Consider the following 23,209-nt stretch of genomic DNA (forward strand, 5'->3'; position numbering starts at 1 on the left):
CCCCCGATGGGCGCGCGCCGTGACGAGCCGGACAGCGAGCGCCGCTGCGTGGCCACGCGGCTGGCGCTCCCGGTGGAGGAGCTGCTGCGCTTCGTGGCGGGCCCCGATGGCCGGCTGACGCCGGACATCCGGCGCAAGCTGCCGGGCCGCGGCGTCTGGACGGCCCTCTCGCGCGAGGCGGTGGAGCGTGCGGTCCGCACACGGGCCTTCCCGCGTTCGCTCAAGAGCGCGGTGGAGGTGCCCGATGGCCTTGCCGACGAGGTGGACGCGCTGCTGGTCAGGGACGCGCTCCAGTCGCTGTCATTCGCCAACAAGGCCGGGCTGCTCGTCACCGGCTTCGGCAAGGTCGAGGCGGCGCTCTCCGGCGCCCGCGCGCCCGCCATCTGGATTGAGGCGGCCGATGGCGCCGAGGATGGTCGCCGCAAGCTGATGCAGGCCATGCGCCGGCGTCATGGCGACCATTCGTCCGCAGTTCCGATCGCCGATTGTTTCGACAGCCACGATTTGGGGTTAGCCTTGGGGCGTGAGCTTGTGATACACGCTGCGCTCAAAGACGGCGCGGCGTCGGGGGCATTCCTCGATCGCTGGCGTCGGCTCGTGCATTTCCGGACACGGCCCTTGCCCCAAGCAGCCATGCCCGCAGGCGCAGATGAGTTTCAAAAAGATGTAACCGCAGGACCGACATCGGAATGACCGATCCAAAGAACCCCGGCGACAAGACCTTGACCGTGTCGCCGCCCAAGACCCTGACGCTGAAGCGTCCGGTCGAACAGAACACGGTCAAGCAGAGCTTCTCCCACGGACGGTCGAAATCCGTCGTGGTCGAGGTCAAGCGCCGCATCGCGGGCCCGCATGAGGGTGCCCACCAGGCTGCGCCGGCTCCCCGCCCGCCCGCACCGGCCCCGGCTCCCCAGCCGGCTGTTCCGCCCCCCGCCGCGCCGAAGGCGGCTGCTCCGCCACCTGCCGCGCAGAAGCTGGCAGCCGGCATGGTGCTGCGCACGCTGTCCGCCGATGAGCACGATGCCCGCACCCGCGCCTTGGCCGATTCCCGTGGCCGCGAGAGCGAGGAGCGCCGCCGCGCCGAGGAAGAGGCCCGCGCCCGCGCCGCCCGCGAGGAGCGCGAACGCGCCGAGCGCGAGGCCGCTGCCGCCCGTGTGCGCGAGGACGAGGAACGTCGCCGCGCAGAGGAAGATTTCCGCCGTCGTGGCCGCGATGAGGCTTCGCGCCGTCTGGGCGAGGACGCTGCCCCGGTGCGCTCTTCGCAGCCTGCGGCCGGCCCCGGCTCTGCACGCACCGATGGCCGCCCCTTCCGCATGGATGGCCGTCCCCCGCGCATCGACATTCCCCGCCCGCCGCGCGATGACAGGCCTGCCCGCCCCGAGGGCGAACGTCCCGCCATGCGCAGCGATCGTCCCCGCCCCGAGGGCGGCTTGCGTGCGCGCGAGGGCGATGGACCCCGCGCTCCCCGTCCCGAAGGCGGTTTTGGCGGCCCTCGCCCCGAGGGCGGCTTCCGCCCGCGCGAGGGTGGCGCTCCCCGTCCCGAAGGCGGCTTCCGCCCCCGTACCGAGGGTTCCGGTCCCCGCCCCGAGGGCGGTTATCGTGGCCCGCGGCCTGAAGGCGCAGGTCCGCGGCCTGAAGGCGGCTTCCGCCCCCGCACCGAAGGCGATGGACCCCGCGGTCCCCGTCCGTCCGGCGGCTTCGGCTTTGGCTCCGGCGCGGGCGCCCGCATGCTGCGCACCAGCACGGGCGAGGCGCCGCCTGTCGATCTGTCCTTGCCGCGCCGCGCGCCTCCTGGCGCCGGTCGCCCGCGCTCCGATGATGATGACCGCGCCGGCGTGCGCCGGGGTCCCGGCGGCGCGCCCAAGCCGGGCAGCACCGAAGTCCGCGTCCCCAAGGTCGGGGACAAGAGCCGCGGCCGCCTGACGCTGACCAACGCGCTTGATGCCGACGCCGAGCGCATGCGCTCGGTGGCGGCCTTCCGCCGCCGCGTGCAGCGGATGAGCGGGCGCGGCGCTGCCAGCGAGCCCAAGGAGAAGCTCTCGCGCGAGGTGATCATCCCCGAGACGATCACCATCCAGGAACTCGCGAACCGCATGTCGGAACGCGCGGTCGATGTCATCCGCTTCCTGATGAAGCAGGGCCAGATGCTCAAGATCACGGACGTGCTGGATGCGGACTCCGCCCAGCTCATCGCCGAGGACATGGGCCACACGGTCAAGCGCGTCTCGGAAGCCGACGTGGAAGAAGGCCTGTTCAACCTCGTCGACGAGGACGACATGCTGGCTCCGCGCCCGGCCGTCGTGACCATCATGGGCCATGTCGACCACGGCAAGACCTCGCTGCTCGACGCAATCCGCAAGACCAATGTGGTTTCGGGCGAGGCGGGCGGGATCACCCAGCATATCGGCGCCTATCAGGTGTCGACGCCTTCGGGCGCCCGCGTCACCTTCATCGACACGCCCGGCCACGCCGCCTTCACACAGATGCGCGCGCGCGGGGCCAAGGTCACGGACATCGTCGTGCTGGTCGTGGCGGCGAATGACTCGGTGATGCCCCAGACCGTCGAGGCCATCAACCACGCCAAGGCCGCCAGGGTGCCGCTGATCGTGGCGATCAACAAGGTCGATCTGCCCGACGCAAGGCCGGAGCGGGTCAAGACCGACCTGATCCAGCACGGCGTCCAGGTGGAGAGCCTGGGCGGAGACGTGCTCGAGATCGAGCTGTCGGCCAAGACGCGCCTCAATCTCGACAAGCTGCTTGAGGCCATTGCGCTGCAGGCCGAGTTGCTGAGCCTGACGGCGAACCCGGACCGCCCTGCCGAAGGCACGGTGATCGAGGCCAAGCTCGATCGCGGCCGCGGCCCCGTGGCCACGGTTCTCGTCCAGCGCGGCACGTTGCGCACCGGCGACATCATCGTCGCGGGCTCCGAATGGGGCCGCGTGCGCGCCCTGATCGGCGATACCGGCGCGACCATGAAGGAGGCTCCGCCCTCCATGCCGGTCGAGGTCCTCGGCTTCAACGGCACCCCGGAGGCAGGCGACCGCGTCGCCGTCGTCGAGTCCGAGGCCCGCGCCCGCGAGATCACCGACTACCGCATGCGCCAGAAGCGCGACATCGCCGCCGCGCGCGGCACGTCGGGCGCTGGCCGCAGCCTCGTCGACATGATGCGCGACCTGAAGGCCAGCGCGGGCCGCAAGGAGTTCCCGCTTCTGGTCAAGGGCGACGTGCAGGGCTCGGTCGAGGCCATCGTCGGCGCGCTCGACAAGCTTGGCACCGATGAGGTGCGCGCCCGCGTGCTGCTCTCGGGCGTCGGCGGCATCAATGAATCCGATGTCACGCTCGCCCAGGCTTCGGGCGCGGTGCTGATCGGCTTCAACGTCCGCGCCAACAAGGAAGCACGCGAGGCGGCCGAGAGGGCCGGCGTCGAGATCCGCTACTACAACATCATCTACGATCTCGTGGATGACGTTAAGGCGGCGATGTCGGGCCTGCTTGCGCCCACCCTGCGCGAAACCATGCTCGGCACGGCCACCATGCTCGAGATCTTCAACATCACGAAGGTCGGCAAGATCGCCGGCTGCCGTGTCACTGAAGGCACCATCGAGCGCGGCCAGCATGTCCGCCTGATCCGCGACAACACCGTCATCCACGAAGGCAAGCTCTCCACGCTCAAGCGCTTCAAGGATGACGTCAAGGAGGTTCAGGTCGGCCAGGAATGCGGCATGTCCTTCGAGAACTATCAGGACATCCGCGCCGGCGACGTGGTGGAATGCTACCGCATCGAGGAGATCAAGCGCACGCTCTGATCGCTGCGCCTGGCCCAGCCTCTGCAGAACCCGGCCCCTTGAGGGGGCCGGGCCGTTACCCTAACCAGACGGGCCCGGGATCATGCATTCCGGGCTGACGGTCCTGCCGGTCCGAGCCCGGAAAGCGAACCATGGCCAAACCCAGCTCCAAGACGCCCAAGGGCCCCACGCAGCGGCAGTTGCGCGTGGGCGAACTGATCCGCCACGAGCTGGCGGCCATCCTCTCGCGCGGCGGGATCCATGATCCGGTTCTGGCGAAATACGTGATCTCGGTGACGCAGGTGCGCCTGTCGCCCGATCTCAAGCTCGCCACCTGCTACATCATGCCCCTTGGCGGACAGGACGAGAAGCCGGTCATCGCCGCGCTCGACCAGCACAAGCGCTTCCTGCGCGGCGAGATCGCGCACCGCGTGAATCTCAAATTTGCGCCCGATCTGCGCTTCCGCCGCGATGAGGCCTTCGACGAGGCGCTGCGCATCGACCGCCTGCTCCATTCCGACAAGGTGCAGCGCGACCTGCGCAAGCCTTCCGAAACGACCGCTGACGATGCGGACGAGGCCTGACATGGCAAGCCTGATCCAGGAGCCCGCCGCCGCGGCCGATGCCCCGTCGGCCCCCCGACCCAAGAAGCGTGACATCCACGGCTGGCTCATCCTCGACAAGCCGGTGGGCGAGACATCGACCCATGCCGTTGCGGTGGTGAAGCGCGCCTTCCAGGCCAAGAAGGCCGGCCATGCCGGCACGCTCGATCCGCTCGCCTCCGGCCTGCTGCCCGTTGCGATGGGTGAAGCCACAAAGACCGTGCCCTTCGTCATGGACGGGCGCAAGGCCTACCGCTTCACCGTGACCTGGGGCGCCGAGACCGCGACGGACGATGCCGAGGGTGAGGTCACGCACAGCAGCGCCGACAGGCCGGACGAAGCGGCGATCCTGGCGATCCTGCCGCGATTCACCGGCACGATCCTGCAGGTGCCGCCGAAATACTCCGCCATCAAGATCGCGGGCGAGCGCGCCTATGATCTGGCGCGCGAGGGCGAGGAGGTGACGCTCCAGCCGCGCCCGGTCGAGATCGACGCGCTGCGTCTGGTGGGGCACGAGGATGGCCGCTCCACCTTCGAGGCGGAATGCGGCAAGGGCACCTATGTGCGGGCGCTGGCCCGCGATTTCGGGCGTCTTCTGGGCTGCTTCGGCCATGTCACCGCGCTGCGCCGCACGCGTGTCGGCCCCTTCACCGAGGCGGACGCAACGCCGCTGGCCGCGCTGGATCAGGCCCGGCGCGAGGGCGGCGACGTCATGGGCTTCATCACGCCGGTCGACCGGGCGCTCAGCGAGATCCCGGCGGTCCATGTCAACCGCAACGATGCCAATCGGCTGATGCGCGGCCAGTCCTGCCTGCTGCGCGGGGCCGGAGCGCCGATCGATGAGGCGGCGGTCGCGGTGTTCTCGAGCGGCGCGCTTGTCGCCATCGGTGAGGTTGCGCGGGGCGAGCTGCATCCCAGGCGGGTGTTCCACCTGGGATAGGCTTTCTGTTGGGCTGAGCCTCGCCCTGGGCCGAGCCTTGGCTGCCTCAGCGGGCGGCAGTCACCATGATCTCGACCTTGTAGTCCGGCGTCGCCAGATCGGCCTTCACCGTGGCGCGCGCCGGCGTGTGGCCCTGCACGACCCACTTGTCCCAGACCGCGTTCATCTCGCCGAAAGTGGCCATGTCGGTCAGCCAGATGTTGGCGCTGAGGATCTTGCTCTTGTCGCTGCCGGCCTCGACCAGCCTGGCCTCGATCTGGGCCAGGATGTCGGCGGTCTGCTCGGCCACCGACTTGCCCCTGGGCTCGCTGGCAACATGCCCGGCGAGATAGACGGTGGAGCCATGGGCGACAGCCATGCTCATGCGGGGGCCGACGCCGAAACGCTCGATGCTCATGAAGGGTATCCTTGATTGAAGTGAAGTTCCGGCTTTGTCCTATCGCAAGCTGCGGCACGGGGCAAACCCCTCAGCCGGCCACGGCCATCCAGCCGGCCCAGATCGCGCCATAGCGCAGGCCCTTGCCGAGGCCCACGATCAGCGCGAAACGTCCCAGCGGATAGCGCAGCGCGCCCGCCGCCACCGTGCCGAGATCGCCGATGCCCGGCACCCAGGACAACAGGAGCGCCACCCAGCCGAAGCGCGCGAAAAGCCGCTCGCCTCTGGCAAGCGTCGCCGGCTCTGGCCTCAGCCGCGCGGGCAGCCGCTCCATGCCGCCCCCGGCCACCGCCCTGCCCACCCACCAGTTGACCATCGAGCCGAGCGTGTTGAAAACGGTCGCGACCACGAACAGCGCCGGCGCGTTGACCTGTCCGCGGTGCAGCAGCCCTGCGAAGGTGGCCTCCGACGGAAAGGGCAGGATGGTGGCCGCGAGGAAGGCCGATGCGGCCATGGTGGCCAGCGAAACGAGGTTTTCAAGCACGACAGGCGACGTTCGGCGTCACAGCCGCCTCAGCGCGACATCCTGGATGCGATGGCTCGCCCCTTTGGTCAGGATGAGGCTGGCGCGCTGGCGTGTCGGGAGGATGTTCTCGCGCAGATTGGGCAGGTTGATGCGGTCCCACAGCCCCTCGGCGATTTCCAGCGCCTCGGCTTCGGACAGGTCGGCATATTTGCGGAAGAACGAGCGCGGATCGCGGAAGGCGGTCTGCCGCAGCAGGAGGAAGCGGTTGATGTACCAGCGGCGCAGATCGTCCTCGTCCGCGTCGAGATAGATCGACACGTCGAAGAAATCCGACACGAACGGGATCGCGGAGCCATCCTTGGGCAGGCGCGCCGGCTGCAGCACGTTCAGCCCCTCGACGATGAGGATGTCGGGTCGTTCGACGGCGATCTCCTCGCCCGGCACCACGTCATAGACGAGATGCGAATAGACCGGCGCCTTCACCACCGGATGGCCCGCCTTCACCTGGCTGAGGAACTGCAGCAGCCGTGCGCTGTCATAGCTTTCGGGAAAGCCCTTGCGCTCCATCAGGCCGCGCGCCGCAAGCTCGGCATTGGGCAGCAGGAAACCATCCGTGGTGATGAGCTTGACCTTGGGCGTGTTGGGCCAGCGCGACAGCAGCGCCGTGAGCACGCGCGCCGTGGTGGACTTGCCGGCCGCGACCGAGCCGGCCAGTCCGATGACATAGGGCACCTTCACCTCATCCTCGGCCTGCAGGAAGCGCTGCGTGGCCCGGAACAGCCCTTGCGCGGCCGCGACATAGACCGACAGCAGGCGCGACAGCGGCAGGTAGATCGACACCACCTCGTCGAGCGAGATGGGGTCATTGATGGATTGCAGCTTCTCGATGTCCTGCACGGTCAGCGTCAGCGGCGTGTCCGCGCGCAGATGGGCCCACTCATCCCGCGTGAAGACCCGATAGGGGGAGAGATCGGGCAAGGCGGGCGCTGCCGGTGTCACGCGCTGGTCCATGTCTTTCTCTCAGGACGCCGCGGTCCGGTACGCGCTGCCGGACGCGCCTCAAGGCCCGCCGATCGGGTCAATTAGAAGACCTTGCGGCCTTTTCCGCAAGTCCGGAGAGACCCGTGCGGCGCTCGAGTTCGCTCATCACATCGTCGAGGGGCACCGCGCGCGACTGGAGCAGCACGAGGAGGTGGAACAAAACGTCGGCGGCCTCGGCCGTCAGCGCCGCACGGTCGCCCTGCACGGCCGCGATCACCGCCTCCACCGCTTCCTCGCCGAACTTCCTGGCGACGCGTTCCGGCCCCGAGGCCAGCAGCTTGGCTGTCCAGCTTTCCTCCGGCGCGGAACTGGCGCGGGCCGCCACGATGGCGGCGAGATCGGCGAGGGTGAAGCCCATGCTCAGTCCATCCGCATCCTGAGTCCGGCCGCGCGCATGTACGACTTGGCCTGCCCGATCGTGTAGGTTCCGAAATGGAAGATCGAGGCGGCCAGCACGGCGCTGGCATGGCCCCCGGTCACGCCCGCCACCAGGTGATCGAGGGCGCCGACGCCGCCGGATGCGATCACCGGCACGCTCACCGCATCCGCGATGGCGCGCGTCAGCTCCACGTCATAGCCTGCCTTGGTGCCGTCCCGGTCCATTGAGGTGACGAGCAGCTCCCCAGCCCCAAGCGCCGTGACCTCCTGTGCGAAGGCGACGGCATCGATGCCGGTGGCCTCCCGGCCGCCATGGGTGAAGATCTCGAAACGCGCCGGGCTTGCCCCCGGCGTGACGCGCTTGGCGTCGATGGCGACGACCACGCATTGCGCGCCGAACTTTTCGGCGGCCTCGCGCACGAAGGCGCGCCGCTTCACCGCCGCGGTGTTGATCGACACCTTGTCGGCTCCGGCCAGCAGCAGCCGGCGGATGTCGTCGGTGGTGCGCACGCCCCCGCCCACGGTCAGCGGAATGAAGCAGGCCTCGGCCGTGCGCGTCACCACATCGAGCAGGATGCCGCGCCCTTCATGGCTCGCGGAAATGTCGAGAAAGCAGAGCTCGTCCGCCCCGGCTGCGCCATAGGCCTTGGCGGCCTCGACCGGGTCCCCGGCATCCACCAGGTTGACGAACTGCACGCCCTTGACGACGCGCCCATCCTTGACGTCGAGGCAGGGGATCAGGCGGGTCTTGAGCATTTGCAACTCGATATTGCAGCCTGTTGGCTATGGCAAATCTTTCTGACGGCGTCGTCTACGTCGATGGAAGCGGCGTCCATACACAAGATCAGCCGGGCAGTCGCTCGGAAGCCAGTCCCCCTCACCTGAAAAACACCACCGTCACCAAGACAAAAATCGGGATCAGGATCGCGCCTGACCAGAGCATGTAGCCGAAGAAGCTCGGCATCTTCACGCCCATGTCCTTCGCGATGGCGTAGACCATGAAGTTGGGCGCGTTGCCGATATAGGTGTTGGCGCCCATGTAGACCGCGCCCGTGGAGATCGCGGCGAGCGTGACGGCGAGCCTGGTCATCAGCGCCTGCGGATCGCCCCCCGCCAGCTCGAAGAAGACGAGATATGTCGGGGCGTTGTCGAGGAAGGAGGACAGCGCGCCCGTGAGCCAGAAATACATGACGTTGTTGGGGCTGCCATCGGGGTTCGAGACCAGCGCCACCAGCGGGGCCGCGGCCCCGCCCTTGCCCGCGCCGAGGATGGCGAGGACCGGCACGATGCAGATGAAGATGCCGGCGAAGAGCTTGGCCACTTCGAGGATGGGCCCCCAGTTGAAGCCGTTGGCCTCGCGATATTCCTTGCGGGCGAACTTCAGCGAGGCCAAGGCCGCCGCCAGCATGATGAGGTTCGAGGCGATGTCCTGCAATTGCAGATACACGCCCAGCACGCTGAACTGCACGCCCGGCTTCCACTCGGCGCGGAGCAGCACGGCGCCGATGATGATGGCGACGAAGACGAGGCTCTCCAGGCCCATGATCCTGACGCGGCTGTCCGGCGTCGGGTCGGGGCGCGTCACGCCTTCCTTTCTGTAAAGATAGCTGTCGAGGGCATAGAACAGCGCCAGCAGGATGCCGGCCACCAGCATCGTCTCGGTGAAGAGGTTGGTGGTCGTCCAGAAGAAGCTGACGCCCTTGAGAAAGCCCACGAACAGCGGCGGATCGCCCAGCGGGGTCAGCGCGCCGCCCACATTCGAGACGAGGAAGATGAAGAACACGACGACGTGGACATTGTGCGCCCGGTTGTCATTGGCCCGGATGATGGGGCGGATCAGCACCATGGAGGCGCCCGTGGTGCCGACGAAGCTCGCCAGGATCGTCCCGATGGCGAGGATGCCGGTGTTGGTCAGCGGCGAGCCGTGGATGTTGCCCTTGACGAAGATGCCGCCCGCCACCGTGTAGAGCGCGAAGAGCAGGATGATGAAGGGCACGTATTCGAGCAGCATGGCGAAGGCGATGCCGGCCGTCGCATCCGGGGGCGCGAAGCTGAGATAAAGCGGGATGATGACCAGCGCCGACCAGAAGGCGGCGAACTTGCCATAATGGTGCTCCCAGACATGCGGGAAGAAAAGCGGGCCGGTGGCGATGCACAGCAGCAGGCCGGCGAAGGGCACGATCCAGAGCAGGGACATTCCGCGCCCGTCCAGCGCCGCAGCCGCGAGGGCCGGCTCGGGCATCAGCGCCAGTCCGGCGCAGAGCGCCGCCACCATGAGCCTCGCAAGCATGTCTTCATCTCCCCAGTGCCCGTGCCGCCAGCGTTATCAGGCGTGGGCGCGCGCGCACAAGAGCGTGATTCACGGCGCCCTGATGGAAATTTGCGGTTCCGATGACCCGGGAGCCTAGCCATCGCCGGTTGCTTGAGGCAAGGAGCCCTCCCGCAGCCGCTCAGACTTCGTTCCGATTCGCTGCAGATCGAGGATGCCCCTTTCATGTACCGCTCCGTCATCTTCGGCGCTGTCCTCGCCGGCGCATCGATCAGCAGCGCTGCGGCGCAGTTCGCCATCGATGACATCAAGGTGCAGTTGTTCAAGGAACGCGCCGGGGCGCTGAGCGAGAACATCGCAAACGCCGGCAGGAGCTTCGTGAACACGACTGCGGGCACGGGCGATGTTGGCGATCCGGCTGACGCGATGCTCGTGACGCTGGCCTTCACGGGGCCGCGCAACAGCAAGGCCTCCGACAAGATGGCGCGGGACATCGCCTCCGTCACCGTCACGCAGATGGCCAAGACCGGCCCGCGGATCATGCTCAAGCGCGCCTATGGCGGCTTTCACTTCGGCGCGGACGGGCGCGGCCACAAGGCCTTCTGGCTCGACGGCGCCACCTGCGCGCCGCTCGAGATCGAGGTGAGGCTCGGCCGCTCGCGCAAGACGGCCAAGCTGGATTTCCGCTGCGACGGCTGATGGAGAGGCGTTTGCCCTGCCTTCATCGCCTGTTCATGGAATGATGCGCACTCTGGCCTTGACATTCCGGAAATGAAGCTGGGTTCGGGCTGATGTGCCGCTTTCTTGCCTATCAGGGTGTTCCGGTCTTTCTCGAAGAGTTCGTCTCCTCGCCCTGCCATTCTCTGGTGCACCAGTCGATCCACGCCACCGAGGCCAAGACGGGCACCAATGGCGACGGTTTCGGGCTGGGCTGGTATGGCGACCGGCCCGAGCCGGGGCTCTATCGCGAGATCAGGCCGGCCTGGTCCGACGAGAACCTGCTCTCCATCGCCCGGCAGGTACGCTCCTCGCTGTTCTTCGCGCATGTGCGGGCCGCCACGGGCACGGCCTCGACGCGCGCCAATTGCCATCCGTTCAGCCATGGCCGCTGGCTGTTCATGCACAATGGCCAGATCGGCGGCTATGCGGCGATCAAGCGGCGGCTCGAGGCGCTGATCCCCGACCACCTTTATGCCGCGCGCACCGGCACCACCGATTCAGAAGCGCTTTTCCTCATGGCGCTCGCCCGGATCGAGGCCGGGGCGGAGCCTGTCGCCGCGATGTGCGCCGCGCTTGGCGATGCGGTGGCGCTGATGGCCGCCGCCGGGATCACCGAGCCGCTGCGCTTCGCGGCCGGGCTGTCGGATGGCGAGACGCTCTATGCCTTCCGCTGGTCCACCGACAAGCGCCCGCCGACGCTCTATCACTGCCAGCAGGATCATCACGTCGTGGTGGCCTCGGAGCCGGTGGATGAGCGCCGCGAATGCTGGCAGGCCCTGTTTCCGAACTCCGTGGTCGTGGTCCGGCGTGGCCGCGTGGAGACAAGGCCGATCACGGTGGGTTTGCCGCTCGCCGCCTGACGCAGCTGTTCATCGGGGCGCTTGCATCGGGGCTGCCCGCGCGTCACATGACGCCATGCGTTCCTTCGAGACAGCGCTGCCGATCGACGACGCGCTTGAGCCGCTCGCGGCGGCCTTGCGCCAGCGCGCCGCCGCCGTGGTGGTGGCGCCGCCGGGCGCCGGCAAGACCACGCGCGTGCCGCTGGCGCTGCTGGACGAGCCCTGGGCCGCAGGCCGCAAGCTCGTCATGCTCGAGCCGCGCCGGCTCGCCGCCCGCGGGGCGGCGGCGCGCATGGCCGCGACGCTCGGCGAGGCTGTGGGCGAGACCGTGGGCCTGAGGGTCCGACTCGGCTCGAAGGTCAGCGCGAGGACGCGCATCGAGGTGGTCACCGAGGGGGTGTTCTCCCGGATGATTCTCGACGACCCCATGCTGGACGGCGTCGCAGGCGTGCTGTTCGATGAATATCACGAGCGTTCGCTCGATGCGGATCTCGGCCTCGCGCTTGCCCTCGATGCGCAGAGCGGGCTGCGCGAGGATTTGCGCCTTGTCGTGATGAGCGCGACGCTCGATGGCGCGCGGGTGGCCGCGCTGATGGGCGATGTCCCCGTGATCACCAGCGAGGGACGCGCCTTTGCGGTCGAGACCCGCTATCCGGGCCGTGATCCGCGCGCCCGGATCGAGGACGAGGTGGCGTCGGCGTGCCTGACGGCCTTGGCCCAGGAGAAGGGCTCCATCCTCGTCTTCCTGCCCGGGCAGGGCGAGATTCTGCGCACGGCCGAACGGCTCGGCCAGCGCATCGCGGACCCCGCGATCGACATCGCCCCGCTCTACGGCGCCATGGAGATGGCCGAGCAGGACCGGGCGGTGAAGCCGGCCGCCCCCGGACGGCGCAAGATCGTGCTGGCCACCTCGCTGGCGGAGACGTCGCTGACGATCGAGGGCGTGCGCATGGTGATCGATTCAGGCCTGGCGCGCGTGCCGGTCTACGAGCCGGATGTCGGCGTCACCCGCCTCGCCACCGTGCGGGCCTCGCGCGCAGCGGTGGATCAGCGGCGCGGCCGCGCAGGACGGACCGAGCCGGGGCTGTGCCTGCGCCTGTGGGACGAGGCCGGCATGGGCGCCCTGCCCGCATTCGCCACGCCGGAAATCCTCGCCGCCGACCTTGCGCCGCTGCTGCTCGATTGCGCCGCCTGGGGCGTGACCGATCCGCGTTCGCTGCGCTTTCTCGATGCGCCGCCCGCGCCGGCGCTGGCGGAAGCGGGCCGGATGCTGCGAGGGATCGAGGCGCTGGACGAGGCAGGGCGGATCACGGCCATGGGCCGCAAGCTGCGCGGGCTGGCGCTGCCGCCGCGTCTGGCTCGCATGGTCCTGAAAGCCGGCGAGACGGGAGCTGGCTCAGAGGCGGCCGCGATTGCCGCCGTGCTGGTGGAGCGCGGCCTGGGCGGAGACGGCGCCGACATCGCCGCGCGCGTCGAGCGCTTCGGGCGTGATCGCAGCCCGAGGGCGCAGGACATGCGGCGCATGGCCGAGGGCTGGGCGCGCACCGCGCCCGGCGCAGGCCCGGACATCCGCCTGGGCCTTGGGGTCGGGGGCCTGCTGGCGCTGGCCTATCCCGACCGGATCGCGCGGGCCCGGGGCCGGCCGGGGGCCTATCTGCTGGCCAACGGCCGCGGGGCCGAGATCGAGCCGCACGACCCCCTGGCCCGCTCCGGCTGGCTGGTGGTGGCCGAGATGCAGGGCAGCGCCGCCGCCTCGCGCATCCTCAGCGCCGCCGCGCTGGACGAGGCCGACCTCGCGGTCGTGGCGGGCGCGGCGATGACCGATTTCGACGAAACCGCCTTCGATCCGGCCGCCCGCGCGCTCCGCCGGCGGGCAGGCCGGAAGCTGGGGATGATCACGCTCCAGGAACGCGCCATGCCGGTCGAGCCCGATCTTGCGAGCGCCATCCTTCTGGCGCGCGGCATAGCGGCGCTGGGGATCGAACGGCTGCCCTGGAGCCGGGCGCAGATGGCATTGCGGGGACGGGCGGCGTTTCTCAGCGCGGCCGATCCCGGCTCCTGGCCCGATCTGGCCGATGGCGCGCTGGCGCGCGATGCGGAAGCCTGGCTTGCGCCGCACATCATCGGACGCAGCGGCCTTGGGGCCATCCAGGCGGAGGATCTGGGCGCCGCGCTCGATGCGCTGATCCCGTGGGATCTGGCTCGGCGGATCGAGCGGGAGGCGCCGAGCCATTTCGAGGCTCCGACCGGCAACAGGGCGCTGGTGGACTACGAGGCCGATGCCGGCCCCACCGTCTCGATCAGGGTGCAGGAGCTCTACGGGCTGAAGGAGCATCCGGCGCTGGCTGGCGGGCGTGTCCCGCTCGTGCTGGAACTGCTCTCGCCGGCGCACCGGCCGATCCAGGTCACGCGCGACCTGCCGGGCTTCTGGCGCGGCTCATGGGCGGCGGTGAAGGCGGAGATGAAGGGGCGTTATCCGCGCCATCTCTGGCCCGACGATCCGGCGGCGGCCCTGCCCACCGCGCGGGCCAAGCCGCGCGGCGCCTGAGCGAGGGCTTGAGCCAGCAGACCGGGCGAGGGTCCGGGATCAGTTGCGCATGCGGTCGCGCCACATGTCCTCTCCCACTGTGCAGGAGACCCGCGGGGTTCGCATCTGGGCCGGGATGATGAGCCGCGCCGGCTCCGCGGGCGCGTCGGAGATCTCCATGATCAGCTTTGTCTTGATCGTCTGCACGAACTGGCTCTTCTCGGTGATGGCGATGACGAAGGCGCCCTGCCCGCCGATCACGCAATCCTCGTAGTAGATGTCGAGCTGGTCGATATCGAGATAGCCCGGCCGCTTGAGCGCGATCGGCAGCCCGTTGATGGACATGCCCTTCCTCAGCGCCTCGTCGCGCGCCAGCGTGACGATCCTGCCCGAATTGTTAGGCCCGTCGCCCGAGATGTCCATGACCTTCCGAAGGGCCTGAACGGGCGCCTCCTCGAGCTGCCGCACCGAGAAATCGATGGCGCCGGAGACGGAGGTGCGCTGGCCGCGCCGTGTCGGCTGCCTTTCCAGCTCTTCGGCGAAGGCCATGGCCGACCCTGCGGAATCGATCACGCGCCAGGGCACGAGGTGATGCTGGATGTTGACGCCTGCCCACTCGAAGAAGGTCAGCGCGATGCGGCCTGTGGCGCCGTTGGCGATGGCCTTGTGCACCTCCGGGGAGCGCAGGGCCTCGATATAGCCGGTGCGCTGCATGGCCAGCTCCTCCAAATCCATGGAGAAGGAAATGTCGACGGCGAGCACGAGCGCGACATCAACCTCCGGAAGCGTTGACGCGGGCGGCGCGCTGCGACCGACGCCCTGCGCCGTGACGGCGAGCGTGCCGAAACCCAACGTGGCCAGACCGAAGGCGGCGGCGCGGACGAACCTGCTGCTCACAAACCTCTTCATGGCGCTCTCCATGGCCGGCCTGTCCGCCGCCAGCAGATGGACAGCATGTCCCAACCCGAGGGAAAGGCAAGCCCGGAACTTGGGCAACCCGCCCGGCCGCGATCACGATCGCTCGCACCGGCCGAGGCCACGGTCAGGGACCTGACGGGAGCGCCTGCGCCTCAGGCGCGCCGGGCGTCGACGTGCGCGATGGCCGCCGCGAGCGCCTCGGCGATGCCGAGCGCCGAGGTGTCGAGGATGACGGCATCGGGCGCGGCCTTGAGGGGCGCGTCGGAACGGCCCGAATCGCGGGCGTCGCGCCGGCGGATATCGGCCAGCACCGTGTCGAAATCGGGACCATCGCCGCGCTCGGCGAGCTCCTTGTGGCGGCGGGCGGCGCGCACGGTCTGGCTTGCGGTGACGAAGAGCTTCACCGCAGCGTTCGGGCAGATCACCGTGCCGATGTCGCGCCCGTCCAGCACGGCCCCGCCCGGCCCCGCCGCAAAGCTGCGCTGCATGTCGACCAGCGCCGTCCTGACCGGCGGGAACCCCGCAACCACCGAAGCCGCCTCGCCCATCTCCGCGCCGCGGAGGCGGCTTTCGTCGAGCGTTGCGGCGTCAAGGGCGCGGGCGGCGGCCACCGCACGCTCGACATCCCCCAGCCCGGCGCCCGCATCGAGAAGGGCGCGGGCGATCGCGCGATACAGCAGTCCCGTGTCGAGGTGCGGCAGCCCGTAATGGGCGGCCAGCCGCCGCGCCAGCGTGCCCTTGCCGGAGGCCGCCGGCCCGTCAATGGCCAGAACCAGAGGTGCAGATGTCGCGCCCATCAGGCGATCTCGCCGCCAAGCGCGTTCATCATGGGCAGGAAAGTGGGAAAGCTGGTGGCGATGGTGTCGCGGTCGTCCACGCTCATCGGCCTTGCCGAGGCCATGCCGAGCACGAGGAAGCTCATGGCGATGCGGTGATCGAGATGAGTCAGCGCAAGCCCCCCGCCTGCGACCTCGCCGCCCCCGCCCTGGACCACGAGATCATCGCCCTCGACCGCGGCCTGCACGCCGGCCGCCGCCAGGCCGGCGGCCACCGCCGCCAGCCGGTCCGATTCCTTGACGCGCAGCTCATGGAGCCCGCGCATGCGGGTGACCCCCGCCGCATAGGAGGCTGCCACTGCCAGGATCGGGTATTCATCGATCATGGACGGCGCGCGCTCGGGCGGCACCGTCACGCCGGTCAGCTCGGAATGGCGCACGCGCAGCGTCGCCACCTCCTCGCCGCCCTCATGGCCCACGGCCTCGACATCGATGCGCGCACCCATCTCGCGCAGCGTGGCGATGAGCCCGGTGCGCAGCGGGTTCATCATCACGCTTTCGAGGATGATGTCGGAGCCAGGGGTGATCAGCGCCGCGACCATGGGAAACGCCGCGGAGGAAGGGTCCGCCGGCACCACGATCGGCGCGGGCCTGAGCTCGGGCTGGCCCTTCAGCACGATCTTGCGGCCATGGCTGCCGTGCGGCTCGACCCGCACGTCGGCGCCGAAATGGCGCAGCATGGTTTCGGTGTGATCGCGCGTCGCCTCGGCCTCGATCACGGTCGTCTCGCCGGGAGCGTTGAGGCCGGCGAGCAGCACTGCGGACTTGACCTGCGCGGAGGCGACCGGCGTTTCGTAGTTGATGGGGATGGCTTCATCCGGCCCCTGCAGCGTCAGCGGCACCCGGCCGCCCTCCTGCTGCGCGGTGACGGTGACGCCCATGCGCAGCAGCGGCTCAAGGATGCGGCGCATGGGCCGCTTGCGCAGGGAAGCATCGCCATCGAAGGTCGTGACGATGGGGTGCGAGCCGCACACGCCCATCATCAGCCGCGAGCCGGTGCCCGCATTGCCGAAATCGAGCACGCCCCCGGGCTGGCGCAAGCCGCCGACGCCGACCCCATGGACGCGCCAGATGCCATCGCCCTCGCGCACCACATGGGCGCCGAGCGCGCGGGCGGCCTGTGCGGTGCGCAGCACATCCTCGCCTTCGAGCAGGCCCGAGATCCGCGTCTCGCCGACGCTGAGCAGCCCGAAAATCATTGAGCGGTGCGACATGGACTTGTCGCCTGGCACGCGGACGCGGCCCTGGAGGGGGGCGGCCCGGCGCGAAGTGGCGGGCTGCGGCGAGCTGTGGCCATGGGGGGCGGCGGGCGGGCTTTCGGAGCTGGACACGGGCGCTTTGGACCATCTGCGGGAGGGGCGGCCCGGGCGGGCGCGGAGCCTTGGCCGTTTATCACGGGCACCGCATGCGCGCCAACATGCCATGGCGCAGGGCCGAAAAGAATTGACATGACAGGCCTACACGGACTAACGCCACCCGACCAAACCAGAACTCAGCCCCAGGAAGCAGAACCGTGGCCAAACCGGAACTCGGCATCAAGCGCGTTTGCCCCGTGACGGGACGCAAGTTCTACGATCTGAACCGCGACCCCGTCGTCTCGCCCTATTCGGGCCAGGCCTATCCCCGTGCCTATTTCGAGCCGCAGGCCAAGGCGCCCGTGCGCGACGAGGAGGAAGAGGAGGTGGAAGCCGCCCCGGTCGAGCTCGTCGCGCTCGAAGAGGTCGACGCGCCCGAGGCCGCCGCCAAGGACGTGGTGGTCGAGGACATCGACGAGGACATCGCCGCCGACGAGGAAGACACCTTCCTCGAGGCCGATGAGGAGGACGATGATGACGTCTCCGACCTCATCGACGGCGACATCGTCGACGACGAGGAAAGCTGAGCCTGCAAAAAAGGGGTCGCTTTGCCCCTTGATGCTTCGGCGCGGGGCGTGTAGAGACCGCTCCGCAACGCCTCGCCCCGGCGGCAAGGCATTGACGACCCGGCAGCCGCATCCCATGGGTGGCTGCCTCAGAGTGGGGCCATAGCTCAGCTGGGAGAGCGCCTGCATGGCATGCAGGAGGTCAGCGGTTCGATCCCGCTTGGCTCCACCAAATCTTGCCCCTGGCCCCTGACAGGCAGACCTGTCGCAGCCCGCCTTCACTGGCGGCGCGGAAGGAGAGCTTGTCGGGCATGGCGAACGCCTGGTTGCGCATCGCCGCGCATTCCGCGAGGACCGGAGTGGGCACTTTGCATCAAGGCGCTGTTGTCGGACAGCATGCGCGGCCGGCAGGGACCGCCCGGCGATCAGCCCTCGCGCTTCATCATCATGTCGGACACCACCTTGGCGGTGAAATCGACCATGGGCACGATCCGGGCATAGTTGAGCCGGGTGGGGCCGATGATGCCGACGACGCCGATGATCTGCTGGCGGCTGTCACGGAAAGGCGCGGCGATGAGCGAGGAGCCTGACAGCGAGAACAGCTTGTTTTCGGAGCCGATGAAGATGCGCACGCCATCGGCCGTCTCGGCGCGGGAGAGCAGCTCGATCACCTCCTTCTGCGTCTCGAGATCGGCGAAGAGCAGCCGGATGCGCTCGAGATCCTCCTGCGCGTCGAGATCCTCGAGCAGATTGGCCTGCCCGCGCACGATGAGCTGGCGCGCGCCCTCCTCGCCGACGCTGACGGCAAGCCCGGCCTCTACGAGGCGACCCGTCAGGATGTCGAGCTCCTGCGCCACCTGCGCTCGGTGCGTCTCGAGATCGGCGCGGATCTCGCTGATGGTGCGGCCCTGCAGCCGGGCGTTGAGGAAGTTGGTCGCCTCGACCAGCGCGGAGGCCGGAAGCCCGGGCGGCAGCGCCAGGATGCGGTTCTCGACCTGGCCATCCGCGCTGACCAGCACGACCAGCGCGCGGGTCGGATCGAGCATCACGAACTCGACATGCTTCAGGCGCGCATTGGTCTTGCTGGCCAGGACCACGCCGGCGCCGCGCGACAGGCCGGAGAGCAGCATCGAGGCCTCGGCCAGAACCCCGTCCAGCGAACGGCCCGAGGCGGCGCGCACCTGGGATTCGATCGCGGCGCGCTCGTCCCCGGTCGGGTCGCCCACCTCCATCATGGCGTCGACGAAGAAGCGCAGGCCCTTTTCGGTGGGCATGCGGCCGGCGGAGGTGTGCGGCGCGAAGATGAGGCCCGCCTCTTCGAGATCCGACATGACGTTGCGGACCGAGGCCGGCGACAGCGTCATGGGGATGATGCGCGAGAGGTTGCGCGAGCCCAGCGGCTCGCCATTGGCGAGATAGTTCTCCACGATCCGGCGGAAGATCTCCCGCGAGCGTTCATCCACGCCGCCGCCATTGGCGAGGGCAGACGCCCTTGCCGGAGGGCGCACAAGCTGTGTCATCGCTGCCTTCTCTCCCTGTCCAGACCGTCCCGTCCACCGCGCCCGATGCGGCTCGCACGAGCCTGCCGTGCCAGCATGGGCGCCTGAACCGTTTCAACTCCGCATCAGGCCATCGCGCGGCGCGGCAATCAAGCGTCTGTCACGCGTTTTTCATTGAAATGACCCAGAACCGCGCCATCTGCCTTTCCAATTGCATCCAACCCCCGGCTGGTGATATTGCAGCGCAACGAATTGGGGGGCGCAAGCTGGGTCGGCATCGGGCCCGAGCCTGCGCCTCCCCTGTTTTTTGGCTGGCCGTCCGGTCCTTCCCGGCGTCCGGCCTCAACGTCCGTCAATCGCCCGTCATCCGACCTCTGCGCGGCCAGCCGCCGCCCGCAATCGCAAAGTCCGCCACCATGTCGCTTCGCAACATCGCCATCATCGCCCACGTCGACCATGGCAAGACCACGCTTGTCGACAAGCTGCTCAGCCAGGCCGGCTCCTTCCGCGACAACCAGCGTGTGGCCGAGCGCGTGATGGACTCGAACGACCTCGAGAAGGAACGCGGCATCACCATTCTCGCCAAGTGCACCTCGGTGGTCTGGAAGGATGTCCGCATCAACATCGTCGACACGCCGGGCCACGCCGATTTCGGCGGCGAGGTCGAGCGCATCCTCAACATGGTCGATGGCGTGATCGTGCTGGTCGACGCCGCCGAAGGGCCGATGCCGCAGACCAAGTTCGTGGTCGGCAAGGCGCTGAAGCTCGGCCTGCGCCCCATCGTGGCGATCAACAAGATCGACCGTCCGGATGGACGCCATGTCGAGGTGGTCAACGAGGTGTTCGACCTCTTCGCCGCGCTCGACGCCAATGACGACCAGCTCGATTTCCCCATCCTCTACGGCTCGGGCCGCGATGGCTGGATGGCGGCGAAGCCGGAAGGTCCGAAGGATGAGGGCCTCGCCCCGCTCTTCGACCTGGTGCTCACGCATGTGCCGCAGGCCAAGACCGAGGAAGGCCCGTTCCGCATGATCGGCACGCTGCTGGAGGCCAACCCCTTCCTCGGCCGCATGATCACCGGTCGCGTCACCTCCGGCTCGATCAAGCCGAACATGCCGATCAAGGCGCTGGCCCAGGACGGCACGCTGGTCGAAACCGGCCGCGTCTCGAAGATCCTCGCCTTCCGCGGCGTCGAGCGCACGCCGATCGACGAGGCCGTTCCGGGCGACATCGTCGCGATCGCGGGCCTGTCCAGGGGCACGGTCGCCGACACATTCTGCGCGCCGGAGGTCATGGAGGCCATGAAGGCCCAGCCGATCGACCCGCCCACCGTCTCGATGTCGTTCATCGTCAATGACAGCCCGCTGGCCGGCACCGAGGGCGACAAGGTGACCAGCCGCGTCATCCGCGACCGGCTCCTCAAGGAAGCCGAAGGCAATGTCGCGCTCAAGATCGAGGAAAGCGCCGACAAGGACAGCTTCATCGTCTCCGGCCGCGGCGAACTGCAGCTTGCCATCCTGATCGAGACAATGCGCCGCGAGGGCTTCGAATTGGGCGTCTCGCGTCCGCGAGTCGTCTACCAGAAGGACGCCGGGGGCAATCTGCTCGAGCCGATCGAGGAAGTGCTGATCGACGTGGACGAGGAGCACTCCGGCATCGTCGTGCAGAAGATGAGCGAGCGGAAGGCCGAGATGCTGGAGATGCGCCCCTCGGGCGGCAATCGTCTTCGCCTCGTGTTTCATGCCCCGACACGGGGCCTGATCGGCTACCAGTCCGAGCTGATGACCGACACGCGCGGCACGGCGATCATGAACCGGCTCTTCCACGCCTATCAGCCCTATCGCGGCGAGATGGCGGGCCGCGTCAACGGCGTGCTGATCTCCAACGATGCCGGCGAGGCCGTGGCCTATGCGCTGTGGAACCTCGAGGATCGCGGCCCGATGGTCATCGAGCCGGGCTGGAAGGTCTATCAGGGCATGATCATCGGCATCCACAGCCGGGATAATGACCTTGAGGTCAACGTGCTCAAGGGCAAGAAGCTCACCAACATCCGCACCACCTCGAAGGACGAGGCCGTGCGCCTGACCCCGCCGATCCGCATGACGCTGGAACGGGCGCTGGCCTGGATCCAGGATGACGAGCTTGTCGAGGTCACGCCGAAATCGATCCGGCTGCGCAAGATGAAGCTTGACCCGAATGAGCGCAAGCGCGCCGAGAAGATGAAGGAAGCGCTGGCGAGCTGAGGCTCGCGGCTGTTTCGACCTTGCTCTTCCGCAAGATTGCCGTTGTCTATCTTTTCGTGTCTTGCATCGCTGATCGCGGCGCTCTCTTCCGGCCCGCCACTGCGCCGCGTGGTTCGGGCAGATGGCCATGATGGCCGCCCCTGCCCAATCCGGCAGGCTTGACGCCCTGCCGGCAGGGCCGGCTGAGGCGTCAGGCCAGCGCGTCAATCTCCTGATCGCTCAGATGGCCGGGCACGATTGCGAGCGGCACGGGAAACTGCCCTGAGCTCAGCCCCGCCAGCATGCTCACGAGCGGGCCTGGCCCGTCGGCATCGGCGCCCGCGGCGAGCACGAGGATCGCCACGTCCTCATCCTCCTCGATCAGCTTGAGGATTTCCTCGGCCTCCTGCCCCATTCGCACCTGTGTCTCGGGCTCGAGACCCGCCACGGCGCGCACGATCTCGGCCGCATTCTCCAGCCGGCGCTCCGCCTCGGCCTGGCTTTCGGCCTGCATCACGTCGCCCACCCCCAGCCACTGCGTGAACTCGGGCGGCGGCGCCACGGCCACAAGCAGCACCACAGAGCCGATGCGGGCCGCGCGGCGGGCCGCAAAGCGGACGGCGCGGCCGCATTCGGGAGTCTCGTCGACCACGGCCATGAATTTCGGCCGATGGCCCGGCTCGTAAGCCCGCCGCGTTGTCGCTGTCATGAGGGTCCGCTCCGCCGCCGGCCGCGATCATGAGCGAAGGCTCAGGGCAAAAGCAAGGCGTAGCGGCGGCGGCCCTCAGCGGGCGCGCACGAAGCCGACAATGTCCTTCACCTCGGCCATGGTGACGTCGGCGATGGCGCGGGCGCGGGCCGCGCCATCGCCGAGGATGCGGTCGATCTCGGCAGGGTCCGCCAGAAGGCGCTTCATCTCGCCGTTGATCGGCGAAAGCCTGGCCACCGCAAGATCGACCAGCGCCGCCTTGAAGCCGGAGAATTGCGCGCCGCCGAACTGGTCGAGCACGGCCTGCTTGGAGGTGTCGACGAGGCCGGCGAAGATGCCCACCAGATTGTCGGCCTCGGGGCGGGCCTCCAGCCCCTTCTCCTCGGAGGGCAGGGCGTCAGGGTCGGTCTTGGCCTTGCGCACCTTCTGCGCGATCGTGTCGGCATCATCGGTCATGTTGATGCGCGAATAGTCCGACGGGTCGGATTTCGACATCTTCTTGGTGCCGTCGCGCAAGCTCATGACGCGCGCCGCCGGCCCGCCGATCATCGGGTCGGTGAGCGGGAAATAGGCGTCGCCATGGCCCTTGGCGGCGATGGATTCGGCGAAATCGACGTTGAATTTCTGCGCGATGTCGCGTGTGAGCTCCAGATGCTGCTTCTGGTCCTCGCCGACCGGCACGGCAGTGGCCTTGTAGAGCAGGATGTCGGCGGCCATCAGCACGGGATAATCATAAAGGCCGACCGAGGCGTTCTCGCGGTCCTTGCCGGCCTTCTCCTTGAACTGGGTCATGCGGTTGAGCCAGCCAAGCCGCGCCACGGTGTTGAAGATCCAGCCCAGCTCCGCATGGCCGGACACCTGGCTCTGGTTGAACAGGATGGAGCGCATGGGATCGATGCCGGCGGCGATGTAGGCGGCCGTAACCTCGCGGATCGAGCGGGTCAGCACCTCGGGCCCGCCCCAGACGGAGGCGGGCTGGGTGATGGCGTGCATGTCCACCACGCAGTAAATGCACTCATGGCTCTCCTGCATCTCGACCCAGCGCTTCAGGGCGCCAAGGTAGTTGCCGAGGTGCAGCGTGTGCGTGGGCTGCATGCCGGAAAAGACGCGGGGGGTGAAGGAGGCCATGGCGCAGTCCGATCGAAAACGGGTTTCGCGGCC

At 68.7% G+C, this 23,209-nt stretch carries 20 protein-coding genes, 1 tRNA gene and 1 pseudogene; 10 read left to right on the forward strand and 12 right to left on the reverse strand.

Going from position 1 to position 23,209, the window contains the following annotated elements; translation table 11 throughout:
- Positions 1–6: 6 nt before the first annotated feature.
- The 4 genes and pseudogenes from HEQ16_02580 (at position 7) to truB (ending at position 5,327) form a co-directional block, all read left to right on the forward strand.
- Positions 7–693, forward strand: a complete 687-nt coding sequence (locus HEQ16_02580) for an RNA-binding protein (GenBank protein MCO4052942.1) — start codon at positions 7–9, stop codon at positions 691–693.
- Positions 690–3,806, forward strand: a pseudogene (gene infB, locus HEQ16_02585) (translation initiation factor IF-2). The gene HEQ16_02580 and the pseudogene infB overlap by 4 nt, the downstream one beginning before the upstream one ends.
- 131 nt (positions 3,807–3,937) lie before the next feature.
- Complete coding sequence (gene rbfA, locus HEQ16_02590; protein ID MCO4052943.1) at positions 3,938–4,369, forward strand: 30S ribosome-binding factor RbfA; 432 nt, start codon at positions 3,938–3,940, stop codon at positions 4,367–4,369.
- Positions 4,353–5,327, forward strand: a complete 975-nt coding sequence (truB, locus tag HEQ16_02595) for a tRNA pseudouridine(55) synthase TruB (GenBank protein MCO4052944.1) — start codon at positions 4,353–4,355, stop codon at positions 5,325–5,327. Before rbfA ends, truB begins: the two co-directional genes overlap by 17 nt.
- 46 nt (positions 5,328–5,373) lie before the next feature.
- Here the strand turns inward: truB and HEQ16_02600 are convergent, their stop codons facing one another.
- The 6 genes from HEQ16_02600 to HEQ16_02625 all read right to left on the reverse strand — a co-directional run bounded on the left by HEQ16_02600 (position 5,374) and on the right by HEQ16_02625 (position 9,923).
- Positions 5,374–5,724, reverse strand: a complete 351-nt coding sequence (locus HEQ16_02600; GenBank protein ID MCO4052945.1) for a RidA family protein — start codon at positions 5,722–5,724, stop codon at positions 5,374–5,376.
- Between the two features lie 70 nt (positions 5,725–5,794).
- Positions 5,795–6,217 (reverse strand): DedA family protein, encoded by a 423-nt coding sequence (locus HEQ16_02605; GenBank protein MCO4052946.1) that lies wholly within the window; start codon positions 6,215–6,217, stop codon positions 5,795–5,797.
- 48 nt (positions 6,218–6,265) lie between these two features.
- Positions 6,266–7,240 (reverse strand): type I pantothenate kinase, encoded by a 975-nt coding sequence (locus HEQ16_02610; protein MCO4052947.1) that lies wholly within the window; start codon positions 7,238–7,240, stop codon positions 6,266–6,268.
- Positions 7,241–7,307: 67 nt separating this feature from the next.
- Entirely contained in the window at positions 7,308–7,628 is a 321-nt protein-coding gene (locus HEQ16_02615; protein ID MCO4052948.1) for a phosphoribosyl-ATP diphosphatase, read from the reverse strand.
- Positions 7,629–7,630: 2 nt separating this feature from the next.
- Positions 7,631–8,404, reverse strand: a complete 774-nt coding sequence (gene hisF, locus HEQ16_02620) for an imidazole glycerol phosphate synthase subunit HisF (GenBank protein ID MCO4052949.1) — start codon at positions 8,402–8,404, stop codon at positions 7,631–7,633.
- A gap of 121 nt (positions 8,405–8,525) precedes the next feature.
- The gene (locus HEQ16_02625; GenBank protein ID MCO4052950.1) at positions 8,526–9,923 is read right to left on the reverse strand and encodes a sodium:proton antiporter; all 1,398 of its coding nucleotides are present in this window, start codon (positions 9,921–9,923) and stop codon (positions 8,526–8,528) included.
- Positions 9,924–10,142: 219 nt separating this feature from the next.
- Here HEQ16_02625 and HEQ16_02630 point away from each other — a divergent pair, with 219 nt between their 5' ends.
- From HEQ16_02630 to hrpB, 3 genes are all read left to right on the forward strand, one after another.
- Positions 10,143–10,616 (forward strand): hypothetical protein, encoded by a 474-nt coding sequence (locus HEQ16_02630; GenBank protein MCO4052951.1) that lies wholly within the window; start codon positions 10,143–10,145, stop codon positions 10,614–10,616.
- A 92-nt stretch (positions 10,617–10,708) separates the two neighbouring features.
- Positions 10,709–11,497 carry a class II glutamine amidotransferase gene (locus HEQ16_02635; protein MCO4052952.1) on the forward strand — a complete coding sequence of 263 codons (789 nt, stop codon included), beginning with the start codon at positions 10,709–10,711 and terminating at the stop codon, positions 11,495–11,497.
- Between the two features lie 55 nt (positions 11,498–11,552).
- The gene (gene hrpB, locus HEQ16_02640) at positions 11,553–14,024 is read left to right on the forward strand and encodes an ATP-dependent helicase HrpB (protein ID MCO4052953.1); all 2,472 of its coding nucleotides are present in this window, start codon (positions 11,553–11,555) and stop codon (positions 14,022–14,024) included.
- A 39-nt stretch (positions 14,025–14,063) separates the two neighbouring features.
- On the opposite strand, the gene HEQ16_02645 is transcribed toward hrpB, so the two are convergent.
- The 3 genes from HEQ16_02645 to aroA form a co-directional block, all read right to left on the reverse strand.
- Positions 14,064–14,912, reverse strand: a complete 849-nt coding sequence (locus HEQ16_02645; protein ID MCO4052954.1) for a DUF1194 domain-containing protein — start codon at positions 14,910–14,912, stop codon at positions 14,064–14,066.
- 161 nt (positions 14,913–15,073) lie between these two features.
- Entirely contained in the window at positions 15,074–15,697 is a 624-nt protein-coding gene (locus tag HEQ16_02650; protein ID MCO4052955.1) for a (d)CMP kinase, read from the reverse strand.
- Positions 15,698–15,717: 20 nt separating this feature from the next.
- Positions 15,718–17,181, reverse strand: coding sequence for a 3-phosphoshikimate 1-carboxyvinyltransferase (gene aroA / locus HEQ16_02655; GenBank protein MCO4052956.1), 1,464 nt, complete (start codon positions 17,179–17,181; stop codon positions 15,718–15,720).
- Between the two features lie 89 nt (positions 17,182–17,270).
- Here aroA and HEQ16_02660 point away from each other — a divergent pair, with 89 nt between their 5' ends.
- Together HEQ16_02660 and HEQ16_02665 are read left to right on the forward strand one after the other, a co-directional pair.
- Positions 17,271–17,639 carry a TIGR02300 family protein gene (locus tag HEQ16_02660; protein ID MCO4052957.1) on the forward strand — a complete coding sequence of 123 codons (369 nt, stop codon included), beginning with the start codon at positions 17,271–17,273 and terminating at the stop codon, positions 17,637–17,639.
- Between the two features lie 135 nt (positions 17,640–17,774).
- Positions 17,775–17,850, forward strand: a tRNA-Ala gene (locus HEQ16_02665).
- A 193-nt stretch (positions 17,851–18,043) separates the two neighbouring features.
- Here the strand turns inward: HEQ16_02665 and hrcA are convergent.
- On the reverse strand, positions 18,044–19,138 hold the full coding sequence (hrcA, locus tag HEQ16_02670) for a heat-inducible transcriptional repressor HrcA (GenBank protein MCO4052958.1): 1,095 nt from the start codon (positions 19,136–19,138) through the stop codon (positions 18,044–18,046).
- Positions 19,139–19,533: 395 nt separating this feature from the next.
- Here hrcA and typA point away from each other — a divergent pair, with 395 nt between their 5' ends.
- On the forward strand, positions 19,534–21,360 hold the full coding sequence (gene typA, locus HEQ16_02675; protein MCO4052959.1) for a translational GTPase TypA: 1,827 nt from the start codon (positions 19,534–19,536) through the stop codon (positions 21,358–21,360).
- A 190-nt stretch (positions 21,361–21,550) separates the two neighbouring features.
- Here the strand turns inward: typA and HEQ16_02680 are convergent, their stop codons facing one another.
- On the reverse strand, positions 21,551–22,048 hold the full coding sequence (locus tag HEQ16_02680) for a universal stress protein (GenBank protein MCO4052960.1): 498 nt from the start codon (positions 22,046–22,048) through the stop codon (positions 21,551–21,553).
- A 75-nt stretch (positions 22,049–22,123) separates the two neighbouring features.
- Positions 22,124–23,176, reverse strand: a complete 1,053-nt coding sequence (gene trpS / locus HEQ16_02685) for a tryptophan--tRNA ligase (GenBank protein MCO4052961.1) — start codon at positions 23,174–23,176, stop codon at positions 22,124–22,126.
- Positions 23,177–23,209: the final 33 nt, after the last annotated feature.

It is taken from the genome of Bosea sp. (in: a-proteobacteria), from assembly GCA_023910605.1.
GTDB lineage: Bacteria > Pseudomonadota > Alphaproteobacteria > Rhizobiales > Beijerinckiaceae > Allobosea.